12 protein-coding genes are annotated in these 12,218 nt (G+C 67.8%); 8 read left to right on the top strand and 4 right to left on the bottom strand.

The annotated features are described in order from the left end of the window. Positions 1-76: 76 nt before the first annotated feature. Both MNI96_RS16065 and MNI96_RS16070 read left to right on the top strand, forming a co-directional pair. Positions 77-517, top strand: a complete 441-nt coding sequence (locus tag MNI96_RS16065) for an Rrf2 family transcriptional regulator (protein WP_249694790.1) — start codon at positions 77-79, stop codon at positions 515-517. Continuing rightward, complete coding sequence (locus MNI96_RS16070) at positions 514-969, top strand: group III truncated hemoglobin (protein WP_249694792.1); 456 nt, start codon at positions 514-516, stop codon at positions 967-969. Before MNI96_RS16065 ends, MNI96_RS16070 begins: the two co-directional genes overlap by 4 nt. A gap of 107 nt (positions 970-1,076) precedes the next feature. On the opposite strand, the gene MNI96_RS16075 is transcribed toward MNI96_RS16070, so the two are convergent. Both MNI96_RS16075 and MNI96_RS16080 read right to left on the bottom strand, forming a co-directional pair. After that, a complete protein-coding gene (locus tag MNI96_RS16075; RefSeq protein WP_249694793.1) occupies positions 1,077-2,897 on the bottom strand; it encodes an ABC-F family ATP-binding cassette domain-containing protein in 1,821 nt (606 codons plus the stop codon). Positions 2,898-3,015: 118 nt separating this feature from the next. Beyond that, a complete protein-coding gene (locus MNI96_RS16080; protein WP_249694796.1) occupies positions 3,016-3,756 on the bottom strand; it encodes a FadR/GntR family transcriptional regulator in 741 nt (246 codons plus the stop codon). Between the two features lie 237 nt (positions 3,757-3,993). Here MNI96_RS16080 and MNI96_RS16085 point away from each other — a divergent pair, with 237 nt between their 5' ends. After that, positions 3,994-4,758 (top strand): L,D-transpeptidase, encoded by a 765-nt coding sequence (locus tag MNI96_RS16085; protein ID WP_249694798.1) that lies wholly within the window; start codon positions 3,994-3,996, stop codon positions 4,756-4,758. A gap of 42 nt (positions 4,759-4,800) precedes the next feature. Here the strand turns inward: MNI96_RS16085 and MNI96_RS16090 are convergent, their stop codons facing one another. Then, positions 4,801-5,508 (bottom strand): GntR family transcriptional regulator, encoded by a 708-nt coding sequence (locus MNI96_RS16090; RefSeq protein ID WP_249694800.1) that lies wholly within the window; start codon positions 5,506-5,508, stop codon positions 4,801-4,803. A 174-nt stretch (positions 5,509-5,682) separates the two neighbouring features. Here MNI96_RS16090 and MNI96_RS16095 point away from each other — a divergent pair, with 174 nt between their 5' ends. From MNI96_RS16095 to MNI96_RS16115, 5 genes are all read left to right on the top strand, one after another. Continuing rightward, on the top strand, positions 5,683-6,687 hold the full coding sequence (locus MNI96_RS16095) for a TRAP transporter substrate-binding protein (protein WP_249694801.1): 1,005 nt from the start codon (positions 5,683-5,685) through the stop codon (positions 6,685-6,687). 170 nt (positions 6,688-6,857) lie between these two features. Next, complete coding sequence (locus MNI96_RS16100; RefSeq protein WP_249694802.1) at positions 6,858-7,343, top strand: TRAP transporter small permease subunit; 486 nt, start codon at positions 6,858-6,860, stop codon at positions 7,341-7,343. After that, positions 7,340-8,656 (top strand): TRAP transporter large permease, encoded by a 1,317-nt coding sequence (locus MNI96_RS16105; RefSeq protein ID WP_249694803.1) that lies wholly within the window; start codon positions 7,340-7,342, stop codon positions 8,654-8,656. Before MNI96_RS16100 ends, MNI96_RS16105 begins: the two co-directional genes overlap by 4 nt. Next, the gene (locus MNI96_RS16110; RefSeq protein ID WP_249694804.1) at positions 8,653-10,017 is read left to right on the top strand and encodes a malonyl-CoA decarboxylase; all 1,365 of its coding nucleotides are present in this window, start codon (positions 8,653-8,655) and stop codon (positions 10,015-10,017) included. The genes MNI96_RS16105 and MNI96_RS16110 overlap by 4 nt, the downstream gene beginning before the upstream one ends. Continuing rightward, a complete protein-coding gene (locus MNI96_RS16115; protein WP_249694805.1) occupies positions 10,014-11,531 on the top strand; it encodes a malonate--CoA ligase in 1,518 nt (505 codons plus the stop codon). Before MNI96_RS16110 ends, MNI96_RS16115 begins: the two co-directional genes overlap by 4 nt. 69 nt (positions 11,532-11,600) lie before the next feature. On the opposite strand, the gene MNI96_RS16120 is transcribed toward MNI96_RS16115, so the two are convergent. Then, the gene (locus MNI96_RS16120; protein ID WP_249694806.1) at positions 11,601-12,164 is read right to left on the bottom strand and encodes a rhodanese-like domain-containing protein; all 564 of its coding nucleotides are present in this window, start codon (positions 12,162-12,164) and stop codon (positions 11,601-11,603) included. Positions 12,165-12,218: the final 54 nt, after the last annotated feature.

A 12,218-nucleotide genomic window follows, 5' to 3' on the forward strand; every position in this document is an offset into this window, starting at 1 on the left:
GCCCCTGCCGGAGCGGTATGCGTTGATGCTTCGCCTTGAAAGAAGTATATCAGATACTTCTTTTGAGGAGATCGGCATGCGCCTGACCCTTCAGACCGACTACGCCCTGCGGATGATGATGCACCTTGCCGTCATGGACGGCGTGCTCGTCACCATCGCCGATGTCGCCGACACGTTCCGCGTTTCCCGCAATCACCTGATGAAGGTCGCGCAGGCGCTGGCCCATGCAGGTCTCGTGGAGACCGTGCGCGGGCGCAGCGGCGGCCTCAGGCTCGCCCTGCCGGCGGATCGCATCCGGGTCGGGGCGATCGTTCGCCGGCTGGAGCTGCAGACCGCGCTGGTCGACTGCTTTCCCGGCGGCAACGGCGCCTGCCGCATCGCGCCGGCCTGCCAGCTGAAACCCGCGCTGTTCCGGGCGCGCGAGGCCTTCTTCGCCGTGCTCGACGAGTACACCATCCACGACCTCGTTGCCGGCAATGCCGGCCTCGAGGACATCCTCACGGGAGAGGCGGCATGAGCGACATCCGCATCCGCAGCGCCGACGAGCGCCGGGCCGAGATCCAGGCTGCCGCGGCCCGGCTCGGCATCGACGACGCCTATATCTCGGTGCTGGTCGACACGTTCTATGCCCGCGTGCGCCGCGATCCCGAGATCGGCCCGATCTTCGAGGCCGAGATCGCCGGCGACTGGGAGCCGCATCTGGCCAGGATGAAGGACTTCTGGGCCTCGGTTGCGATGAATGCCGGCCGCTACAGCGGCCGTCCGGTGCCCGCGCATGTCAAGCTGACGGCCCTCGAGCCCCGGCATTTCGCCATCTGGCTCGGTCATTTCGAACAGGTCCTGAAGGAGACGACCCCGCATCCGGAGGCCGTTCCCTATTTCATGGAGCGGGCGCGCCGCATCGCGCAGAGCCTGGAATTCGCCGTCTCCGGGCTGCCCCCGATCCTCGCTAAGGGAGAACGCACATGAGCACCGTCGGCCTTGTCGTCATCGGCGCGGAAGGCGGCACGTTCCTGCGCAACAGACGTCCCTGCCGGTGATCTTATCCCGGCTGCCGCTGCGGTTCGGGCGCGGGTTCAGCCCGCCCCGTCTTCCTCGGCCAGCATCTCCAGCTCCAGCCAGGTATCCTCGGCCTCGGCGAGCCTGGTCTGCAGTTCGGTGAGCTTGGCCATCAGCGTGTCGAAGCGCTTGGGGTCGCGGGCATAGAGGCTCTGGTCCTCCAGCTCGCCCTGCAGCTTGCCGATCTCCTTGCCCAGCTTCTCGATCTCCTTCGGCAGGGTCTTCAGCTGGTGCTGCTGGGTGAAGCTCAGGCGCGACTTCTTCTTCGGCCGCTCTTCGGCGGGCTTTTCCTTCGGCGCTGAGGGCTTGGCGCCGCCCGTATCGCCCGCGCCCTTGCGCGCCGCGACGCCTTCGCCGCGCTGCGCCACCATGTCGGAATAGCCGCCGGCATATTCGCGCCACAGCCCGCCGCCCTCGGCGAACACCGTCGACGTCGCCACCCGGTCGAGGAAGTCGCGGTCGTGGCTGACCAGCAGCACCGTGCCGGGATAGTCGGACAGCATCTCCTGCAACAGGTCCAGCGTCTCCAGATCGAGATCGTTGGTCGGCTCGTCGAGCACCAGCAGGTTCGACGAGCGCGCCAGCGCCCGCGCCAGCATCAACCGGCCGCGCTCGCCGCCCGACAGCGCGACGACGGGCGTGCGCGCCTGCTCGGGCGAGAACAGGAAGTCCTTCATGTAGGAGACGACGTGCCGCGGCCCGTCGGGCAGCATCACCGTGTCGCCGCCGCTGCCCGTCAGCACCTCGGCCACGGTCTCGTCGTCCTTCAGCGTCTCGCGCGATTGGTCCATCGTCACCATGGTCAGCGACGAGCCGAGGATCACCTCGCCGCTGTCGGGCTGCAATTCGCCGGTCAGCAGCTTCAGCAGCGTCGTCTTGCCCGCGCCGTTGGCACCGACGAGCCCGACCCGGTCGCCGCGCAGGATGCGGGTGGAGAAGTCCTTCACCACCGGCCCGTTGCCGTAGTCCTTGGAGATGCTGCGCGCCTCGATCACCCGCTTGCCGGAGACCTCCGTCTCGCCGACCGTCATCCTGACGCTGCCCTGCGGCCCGCGATGCGCCTTCTTCTGCGCGCGCAGGTCGGCGAGTTCGCGCACCCGGCGCATGTTGCGCTTGCGCCGGGCGGTGACGCCGTAGGTCATCCAGTGTTCCTCGCGCTTGATCTTCTGCGCGAGTTTCTGCTGGTCGCGTTCCTCCTGCTCGAACACCTCGTCGCGCCAGGCCTCGAAATGGGCGAAGCCCTTGTCGAGCCGCCGGGCGACGCCCCGGTCGATCCACACTGTGGCCCGGGTCAGATCCGCAAGGAACCGCCGGTCGTGGCTGATCAGCACGATGGCCGAGCGCATCGAGGCGAGTTCGCTCTCCAGCCATTCGATGGCCGGCAGGTCGAGATGGTTGGTCGGCTCGTCGAGCAGCAGGATGTCCGGCTCCGGCGCCAGCGTGCGGGCAAGCGCCGCCCGGCGCTTCTCGCCGCCCGACAGCCGTCCCGGCTCCTCGCGGCCCGTCAGGCCGAGCACGTCCAGCAGGTACTGCGCCCGGTACGGGTCGTCGCCCGGCGCCAGTCCGCCGCTCGCATAGTCGAGCACGGTCGCATAGGCGGAAAGGTCCGGCTCCTGCGGCAGATAGCGGATGGTCCGCCCCGGCTGCACGAAGCGCTCGCCGCTGTCGGCTTCCACCAGCCCTGCGGCGATCTTCAGCAGCGTCGACTTGCCCGAGCCGTTGCGCCCGACGAGGCCGATGCGCTCGCCCTCGCCGACCTGCAGCTCGGCCGAGGTCAGGAGCGGCGTGCCGCCGAAGGTGAGGGCGATGTCGCGAAGGTGGAGAAGGGGAGGGGCCATGTGTGTCCGGATCGGGGTTGTATCGGGAATGCCGGTGCGGGCGTGTGTCGGCAGCCTGCGGCCGCGCTGCCTCGTCGGCCTGCGCGGCTCGGCACCGTCCTAGGACGGAAAGCCGGTCTCAGTCCAGAGCCTTCACCCGGGTCAGCAGCGCGCGGGTCATCGCCATCAGCTTGCGCATCTCCTCGCGCGCCCGCTCCGGCTCGCGCGCCTCGACCGCATCCAGCACCTTGGCGTGCTGGCCGAGTGCGATCGGGTCGCTGACACCCGGGTCGGAGCTGATGCGGATCGAGGCCCGCAGCGCGTTCTCGATGCAGGCGCCGAGGCCCGACAGCAGCGCATTGCCGCCGGCCGCCAGCAGCAGCCGGTGAAAGCGCACGTCCGCGTCCTGGGTCGCCGGCGTGCGGTTGCCGTCGGCGATGCCCATGGCATCCAGCGCCTCGCGCAGGGCGGCGATGGTCTGCGCATCCGCGTTCCGGGCGGCCAGGGCCGCGGCCTCCGGCTCCACCATCTCGCGGATGGCGACCAGTTCGGCCAGCAACTGGCCCTGCGGCACCACCTTCTGCCGCCAGGCCAGCATCTGGTCGTCGAGGAAGTTCCAGTTCACCTCCGGCCGCACGCTGGTGCCATGCTTGGGTCGCGAGGTGATCAGTCCCTTGCCGACGAGGATCTGCAACGCCTCGCGCAGGCAGGTTCGGCTGACGCCGAGGCTGCCCAGCAGTTCGGCCTCCGTCGGCAGCGTCGTGCCCGGCTGGTAGGTGCCGTCGAGAATGCGCAGGGCAAGCGTTTCCGCCACTGCCGACTTGAGATTGCCGCGCATCGGCTGGGATGCGGCCGGCAGGCTGGTCTGGTCTTTCTGCATTGTCCCGATCAGGCTGGAGCTTCGCCGCCTATGCCTTCCGCTATTGCACCGCGCAAATCAAGCAAAAGCGCCGGATCCTTGCGCGGCTTGCCGTCGCGACAGGGCGATCACGCGACATTTATCGAATCTTCGGATGCGTTGCGCGCCTGCACTCGCGAAAGCTCCCCTGATCGGATATTCAGGCAGGAGCTTCGCGGTGCCAGGGCGAAGCACCATCGGGAGCTTGGATCGACCAGCATGGACGCTGATACCAAAGACATTCGCCAGATTGCGGGCCGGATCGCGGACCGGAGCGGGGAGCCGCTGCGGCTCAGCCGGCGCGCGCTCATCATCGGCGCCCCGCTGGTGCTGGCCGCCTGCCAGAGCTCGGGCATCGCCACGACAGGTGCCGCCGTCACGCCGGCGGTCGCCAAGGGCCCGCCGCTGCCGGGCGAGGATTTCGACTACGCCAAGGCCTATGCGGCGGTGACCGATTACGATTTCAAGGTGCCTGCGCTCGCCTACAAGAAGTTCGACCGCAAGTACTGGCGCCAGGTCGTCGACTACGACAGCCGCCATCCGGCCGGCACCATCGTCGTCGACCCCTATGGCAAGTTCCTCTACTGGACGCTGCCGGGCGGCAAGGCGCTGCGCTACGGCATCGGCGTCGGCAAGGCGGGCTTCGCCTGGTCGGGCGACGCCAAGGTCCGCGTCAAGCGGGTGTGGCCGCTCTGGCGCCCTCCGCGGGAAATGATCGCCCGCAACCCGCATCTCGAGAAGTACTGGAAGGACGGCTATCCGCGCGGCCCGCAGAACCCGCTCGGGGCACGCGCCCTCGACCTGTGGCAGGGCAGCGTCGACACGCTGTACCGCATCCACGGCACCAAGGAGCCGAACAGCATCGGCCGCAGCGTGTCGTCGGGCTGCATCCGCATGTGGAACCAGGACATCATGGACCTGTTCGAGCGGGTGCCGACCCACACCAACGTGGTGGTGCTCGGCAAGCCGTCCGCAAGTTCCTGATCGGCGCTTCGAGCGTGAGCCGGCGGCATGTCCGCCGGCGCCTCATCCCTTGAGCCGGCGCGCCTGTGCCGTATCCGCCCGTGCCAGCGAGGCGACGAAGTCGTTGAACCGCTCGCCCTGAATCAGGATATGCGAGCGCAGCGCGCCTTCGGCCTTGCGGTCGTCTCCCGCGATGATCGCATCGACGATCGCCTGGTGCTCGCTCAGCGAATTTCCCACACGATTGCGCACTCTCAGCTGAAGCCGGCGATACGGCTTCAGGCGGTTCTGCAGCGCCCGTGCCTGGTCGGCGAGGAAGCCGTTGCCGCTGCCGCGATAGATCGTGTCGTGGAACGTCTCGTTGGCGTAGAAATAGGCGTCCGGCTCGCCCGCATCCGCCGCCGCCGTGCAGGCCTCGTGCGCCGCCAGCAGGTCCGCGTGGTCCCCCGCCGTCATTCGCCGGCAGGCGAGCCTTGCGCACATCGCCTCCAGCTCCGCCATCACCTCGAACATCTCGATCAGCCGCGAGACGCCGATCTCCTGCACGAAGGCGCCGCGCCGGGGGCGGATCTCAACCAGCCCGGAAGCCGACAGCTCGATCAATGCTTCGCGGATCGGCGTGCGCGAAACGTTGAAGCGCTTGGCCAGCGACACCTCGTCGAGGCGCGTTCCGGGCGCGAAGACACCGGTCGCGATGTCGTATTCCAGCGCTTCGCGCAGGATCTGGGCAGTGCGCAGGGTGGGTCTTTGGGTGTTCGAAGGTGCATCCATCTTGCCATTTTATGCGACCGCTGAATTCTTGTATACAAAAACCGTTGACTTGAATGCATGGCCCGTGGTCACCTTCGAGCGAGGCGGGCTGCTCCAGGGAAGAGGGGGCGGCTACCGTCCGCACATGCAAGCCGGAGGCCGCGAAGATGGCCGGCCGGCACTGGGAGGAAACCGATGTTCAAGTCATTCACCAGGGCCGCTCTCGGCCTGACAACAGCCCTTGCCCTGGCCGTTCCGGCCGCCCATGCCGCCGACGTGGTGCTCAAGGCCTCGCACCAGTGGCCGGGCGGCAAGGGCGACGTGCGCGACGAGATGGTCCAGATCCTGGCCCGCGAGGTCGCCAAGGCCGATGTCGGCGTCGAGATCAAGGTCTATCCCGGCCAGTCGCTGTTCAAGGCGAACGAGCAGTGGGGCGCCATGACCAAGGGCCAGCTCGACATTTCCGCCTTCCCGCTGGACTACGCCTCGGGCCGTCACCCGCAATTCTCGGCGACCCTGATGCCGGGTCTGGTGCGCAACCATGACCGCGCCACCCGCCTCAACACCTCGCCCTTCATGGACGACATCAAGAAGATCGTGAACGATGCCGGCGTCGTCGTCATCGCCGATGCGTGGCTCGCCGGCGGCTTCGCCTCCAAGAAGCAGTGCATCACCTCACCGGAGACGATGCAGGGTCAGGTGACGCGCGCGGCCGGCCCGGCCTTCGAGCAGATGCTGGTGGGAGCGGGGGCCTCGATCTCCTCGATGCCGTCCTCGGAGATCTATACCGGTCTGCAGACCGGCGTGCTCGACGCGGCCAACACCTCGTCCGGTTCGTTCGTGTCCTACCGCCTTTACGAGCAGACCACCTGCCTGACCGCGCCGGGCGCCAACGCCCTGTGGTTCATGTACGAGCCGATCCTCATGTCCAAGCGCAGCTGGGACAAGCTGTCCAAGGAGCAGCAGGACGCGCTCATGGCAGCCGGCAAGGTTGCGCAGGATTACTTCGCGGGCGAAGCCAAGGGTCTCGACGACAAGATGATCAAGACGTTCAAGGATGCCGGCGTCGAGGTCGTGGAGATGTCGGCGGAGGACTACGACGCCTGGCTCGCCATCGCCAAGGAGACCTCCTACAAGAATTTCTCCGAGAACGTGCCGGGCGGCGAGGATCTGATCGCCAAGGCCCTGGCGGTCGACTGATCGCCTGACGTCGGCGGCGGCAACAGGCCGCCGGCAGTCGCCCTGCGCGGGGCCGGTCCGACCGGTCCCGCACCTTCCAACACCTGCGCTCGCCGATGCCGCCGGCCGTCCAGCCGGCCGGGGAGGGGCTTTGTCCCGGCGGGCGCCGATGCAACCGGAACCAAAAGGCGATGTCCTTCTACATAACCGCGGTCTCGGCCGTCTCGCGTTTCTTCGGACTGATCGCGATGGTGCTGACGGGAAGCGCCGCGCTGGTCGTCACGCATATGGTCATCGTGCGCTACTTTCTCGGCGGCTCGACGGTCTGGCAGACCGAGTACGTCATCTATGCGCTCGTCGCCGCCACCTTCCTCGGCTCCCCTTACGTGCTGCTCAACAAGGGCCACGTGAATGTCGACCTGCTGCAGCTGCGCGCCGCTCCTGCCGGCCGCCGGATCCTGCAGACCCTGTCGGCGCTGGCGGGCATCTCCTTCTGCGCCCTGCTGGCTTGGTCGGGCTGGGTCTATTTCCACGAGGCCTGGTCCTTCGGCTGGCGCACCAGCACCGTGTGGGCCATCCCGCTGTGGATCCCCTTGCTGCCGCTGCCGGTTGGCGTCGGCCTGATGGTCCTGCAATACATCGCCGAAATCATCAAGATTCAGGGAGGTGCGCGATGACGCCCATGCTCTGGGGCGCCGGCGTTCTCGTCGGGCTGCTCGCGCTTCTCGCGGTCGGAACGCCGATCGCCTTCGCCCTCGGCCTCGTGTCGATCCTGGCGCTGATCCTTGCCGACGGCTGGGGCAGCGTCTCGATTCTCGGCGAGACCTTCTTCGGCGGCCTGGCCTCCTTCGGCCTGGTGTCGATCCCCATGTTCATCCTGATGGGCGCCGCCGTCGCCTCCTCGCCAGCCGGCAAGGATCTCTACGAGGCGCTCGACCGCTGGCTCAACCGGGTGCCCGGCGGCCTCGTCCTGTCGAATCTCGGCGCCTGCTCGATCTTCGCCGCCCTGTCCGGCTCGTCTCCCGCCACCTGCGCCGCCATCGGCAAGATGGGCATCCCGGAGATGACCAAGCGCGGCTATCCGAACGAGATCGCCGCCGGCTCCATCGCCGCCGGCGGCACGCTCGGCATCCTCATCCCGCCGTCGGTCACCATGATCGTCTACGGCATCGCCACCGAGACTTCCATCGGCCGCCTGTTCCTCGCCGGCCTGCTGCCGGGCGTGATGCTGACGGCCCTGTTCATGGCCTGGACCATCTACGACTGCCGCCGCCGCGGCGTCGGCCTCGACATGCTGGGCAGGCGGTTCTCGTTTCGCGAGCGTCTCGAGGTTCTGCCACGCGTACTGCCCTTCCTCGGCATTATCGCGGCGATCCTCTACGTGCTCTATGGCGGCGTCGCCACCCCGTCGGAGGCCGCCGGCGTCGGCGCGCTGTTCTGCCTCATCTTCGTGGCCGTGATCTACCGGCTGTGGAAGTTGTCGCTCTACAGCTCGCTGTTCCGCGACACGCTGAAGGAAAGCGTCATGATCATGATGATCATCGGCGCCTCGGAGCTGTTCTCCTTCGCCCTGTCCTCGCTGTTCATCACCCAGACCATCGCCGAGTGGATCTCCCTGCTCGACGTCAACAAATGGGTGCTGATGGCGATCATCAACGCCTTCCTGTTGTTCGCCGGCTTCTTCCTGCCGCCGGTGGCGGTGATCCTGATGACGGCGCCGATCCTGCTGCCGATCATCATCCAGGCGGGCTTCGATCCCTACTGGTTCGCGGTCGTCCTCACCATCAACATGGAAATCGGTCTGATCACCCCGCCAGTGGGCCTGAACCTCTACGTCATCAACGGCATCGCGCCCAACATCACCCTCGGCGAGATCCTGCGCGGATCGATCCCCTATGTCGGGTGCATGGTTGTGGGTATCGTGTTGCTGTGCCTGATGCCGGAGATCGCGCTCTGGCTGCCCAACCTCCTGATGGGACCCGCCCTATGAGCAGCAGCAGCTTCTTCAACGACCTTCTCGCCTCCATCGCCGAGCAGGGCCGCCACTTCCTCGACCTTAGGCGGGACCGTCCGCCGAGCGGCCGGGCGCTGGGCGATCTTTGCGAGGCGCTGCTGTCGGGGCGGGGCGAGGCCTCCGGCGTCGCCCTGGCGCGCGACGTGCTGGCGAGCTATGCCGCCCTGCCGCCGGAGGGGCGGGCCGAGTTCTTCGACGAACTCGCCGCCCGTTTCGGCCCGGACCGCGACAAGGTCGAGGAAGCTGCCCGCGCCGTGCTCGAGGACCCGGCGGACGAGACGCGCCTGCGCCGGCTCCATGCGGTCTCCGAGCCGCGCCGGCAGGAGCTGATCCGCCGGCTCAACCTGGCGCCGGGGGGCACCTCGGCGCTGGTCGGCATGCGGCGCGAGCTGCTCGCGGGCCTGCGCGAGCATCCCCGCTGGACCGATGTCGACCGGGACTTCGAGCACCTGTTCTCGTCCTGGTTCAACCGCGGCTTCCTGGTCATGCGCCGGATCGACTGGTCGACCCCGGCGGTCATCCTGGAGCGCATCATCCGCTACGAGGCGGTGCACGAGATCCGCGACTGGGACGACCTGCGCCGGCGCATCGACGTGCCCGACCGGCGGCTCTATGCCTTCTTTCATCCCGCGCTGGTCGACGATCCGCTGATCTTCGTCGAGGTGGCGCTGACCAAGGCGATCCCGGACGCGATTCCGCCGATCCTCGCCGAGCAGCGGACCGGCATCGACGGGATCGAGGCCAACACGGCGGTCTTCTACTCCATCTCCAACTGCCAGGAGGGCCTGCGCGGCATCTCCTTCGGCAACTTCCTGATCAAGCAGGTGGTGGAGGAGCTGCGCCGCGACCTGCCCAACCTGAAGACCTTCGTCACCCTGTCGCCGGTGCCGGGCCTGCGCACCTGGCTTAGCAAGGCGCTGGCGGAGGAGGGCAACCCGGCGCTCTCGGTCCTGACGCCGGAGCTGCGCGAGCTCTTGGCGAACGGCGGCGGCGATGCACCGCTTCCGGAGGAGGCGCGCGAGCCCTTGCGGGCCCTTTGCGCCCACTACCTTGCCCGCGAGAAGCGCGGCGGCCGCAAGCCGCTCGACCCCGTTGCCCGCTTCCATCTGGGCAACGGCGCCCGGCTGGAGCGCATCAACTGGAATGCCGATCCTTCGCGCAACGGCCTGCGCCAGTCCTTCGGCCTGATGGTCAACTATCTTTACGATCTCGGCGATATCGAGAAAAACCACGAGGCCTTCGAGGCCCAGGGCACGGTCGCTGCCGCCAGCTCCGTCACCCGCCTGCTGAAATCCGTCCCCGAACTCAGGACACAGACACCGGACCCCGTCGCATGACGCAAGAAAACCATCTCTTCTCCCGTATCCGCGCCGCCATCCGCAACGAGCAGGCGCCCTTCATCGAAAAGCCCTCGGGAGAGGTCATCACCTATGGCGGGCTGCTGGCCCGCTCCGCCGCCTATGCCAACGCGCTGGTGTCCCTCGGCGTCGAGCCGGGCGACCGCGTCGCCGTGCAGGTGGAAAAGTCCGCCGATGCGTTGATGCTCTATCTCGGCACCGTGCGCGCCGGCGCCGTGTTCCTGCCGCTCAACACCGCCTACACCCCGGCGGAGATCGACTATTTCGTCGGCGACGCCGCCCCGGCCTTGCTGGTCTGCGATCCCGCCCGCAAGGACGCGCTCGCCCCCATCGCGCAGAAGGTCGGCGCGCGGGTCGAGACGCTCGACCCCGAAGGGCGCGGCAGCCTCAGCGATGCGGCGGATGCCGCCGCCGCCGATTTCGACGACGTTACCCGCGGCGCCGACGATCTGGCCGCGATCCTCTACACCTCCGGCACCACCGGGCGCTCCAAGGGCGCCATGCTCAGCCACGAGAACCTGACCTCCAACGCCTCGGTCCTCGTCGACTACTGGCACTATTCGTCGGACGACGTGCTGCTGCACGCCCTGCCGATCTTCCACACGCACGGGCTTTTCGTCGCCACCAACGTGACGCTGCTGGCCGGCGGGTCCATGCTGTTCCTGCCGAAGTTCGATCTCGACGAGATCCTGCGCCTGATGCCGCGCGCCACCACCATGATGGGCGTGCCGACCTTCTACGCGCGCCTGCTCGGCAGCGACCGCTTCACCCGCGAGCTCGCCGCCCACATGCGCCTGTTCGTCTCCGGCTCGGCGCCGCTCTCGGCCGAGGTGCACAAGGCCTTCAGCGCCCGCACCGGTCACGCCATTCTCGAGCGCTACGGCATGACCGAGACCAATATGAACACCTCCAACCCCTATGACGGCGACCGCCGTCCGGGCACGGTCGGCTTCCCGCTGCCGGGCGTCGAGCTGCGCATCGCCGATCCGGACAGCGGCAAGGTACTGGCCCAGGGCGAGGTCGGCGTCATCGAGGTCAAGGGCCCGAACGTCTTCAAGGGCTACTGGCAGATGCCGGAAAAGACCGCGTCCGAGTTCCGGGCCGACGGCTTCTTCATCACCGGCGACATGGGCCTCATCGACGAGCGCGGCTACGTCTCCATCGTCGGCCGTGCCAAGGACCTGATCATCTCCGGCGGCTTCAACGTCTATCCGGCCGAGGTCGAGGCGGCGATCGACGAGATCGAGGGCGTGGCCGAGAGCGCGGTGATCGGCGTGCCCCATGCCGACTTCGGCGAGGGCGTCGTCGCCGTCGTCGCCGCGCATAAGGGCGTCTCGCTCGATCCGGAGGCGGTGGTTGCCCCGCTCGCCGAGCGTCTTGCCCGCTTCAAGCAGCCGAAGAAGGTCTACGTGCTGCCCGAGCTGCCCCGCAACACCATGGGCAAGATCCAGAAGAACGTCCTGCGCGACCTGTACAAGGACACGTTCGCCTGACGGATTGGTCTCGCCGATAAGCCGACAGGGCCGGCGGTGCGTCTCGCGCCGCCGGCCCTTTGCGTCTCGTCAGAACAGGTTCTCGACGGTGGTCAGGCCCAGCACCAGCCAGTCCTGCATGCCGCCGCGATAGTAGTGGATCTTCTCCGCCGGAAAGCCCTCGCGCACCATGGCGCGGATCGCCTGCGGGCTCTGGCCGCAGGCCGGACCGTTGCAGAAGGCGAAGACCTCGAGCGCGCCGCTGCAGTCCCACTTGCCCTGCTCACCGGTGCAGCCCAGTTCGTCGAGCCGCATCGACACGTCGGTGTAGGGAATGTGGATCGAGCCGGGGATCGTCGACTTCACACGCCATTCCATCGTCCGCATGTCGACGACGCGCGCCCTTTCGTCCTGCAGCGCGGCCAGCACTTCCAGCTCGCCGGCCGGCTGTACGCCGGGCACCGGGATCATCGGCTGCAGCACGCCGCCGATCAGCTGGGTCTCGTTCATCGTTCGGGTGATCTCGACCGGCCCGTCCTCGGTCTGGACGGTGACCGACGTGCTGTCCGGACCGAGATTGAGGGCCTCTTCCGCGACAAGCGGAAGCGTCGAGACGGCAAGGCCCGTCGCCACGAGGGCGGTGAGAAGGCGCATCGGATTTCCTCCCGGTTGGGCTCTGTCGTGCAGCCCTGTTACACATTCATGATT

The organism is Stappia sp. WLB 29 (assembly GCF_023507705.1).
Classification (GTDB): Bacteria; Pseudomonadota; Alphaproteobacteria; order Rhizobiales; family Stappiaceae; genus Stappia.

Coding starts and splice junctions, on each gene's coding strand:
- MNI96_RS16065 (WP_249694790.1), top strand. CDS start 77: ATGCGCCTGACCCTTCAGACCGACTACGCCCTGCGGATGATGATGCAC.
- MNI96_RS16070 (WP_249694792.1), top strand. CDS start 514: ATGAGCGACATCCGCATCCGCAGCGCCGACGAGCGCCGGGCCGAGATC.
- MNI96_RS16075 (WP_249694793.1), bottom strand. CDS start 2,897: ATGGCCCCTCCCCTTCTCCACCTTCGCGACATCGCCCTCACCTTCGGC.
- MNI96_RS16080 (WP_249694796.1), bottom strand. CDS start 3,756: ATGCAGAAAGACCAGACCAGCCTGCCGGCCGCATCCCAGCCGATGCGC.
- MNI96_RS16085 (WP_249694798.1), top strand. CDS start 3,994: ATGGACGCTGATACCAAAGACATTCGCCAGATTGCGGGCCGGATCGCG.
- MNI96_RS16090 (WP_249694800.1), bottom strand. CDS start 5,508: ATGGATGCACCTTCGAACACCCAAAGACCCACCCTGCGCACTGCCCAG.
- MNI96_RS16095 (WP_249694801.1), top strand. CDS start 5,683: ATGTTCAAGTCATTCACCAGGGCCGCTCTCGGCCTGACAACAGCCCTT.
- MNI96_RS16100 (WP_249694802.1), top strand. CDS start 6,858: ATGTCCTTCTACATAACCGCGGTCTCGGCCGTCTCGCGTTTCTTCGGA.
- MNI96_RS16105 (WP_249694803.1), top strand. CDS start 7,340: ATGACGCCCATGCTCTGGGGCGCCGGCGTTCTCGTCGGGCTGCTCGCG.
- MNI96_RS16110 (WP_249694804.1), top strand. CDS start 8,653: ATGAGCAGCAGCAGCTTCTTCAACGACCTTCTCGCCTCCATCGCCGAG.
- MNI96_RS16115 (WP_249694805.1), top strand. CDS start 10,014: ATGACGCAAGAAAACCATCTCTTCTCCCGTATCCGCGCCGCCATCCGC.
- MNI96_RS16120 (WP_249694806.1), bottom strand. CDS start 12,164: ATGCGCCTTCTCACCGCCCTCGTGGCGACGGGCCTTGCCGTCTCGACG.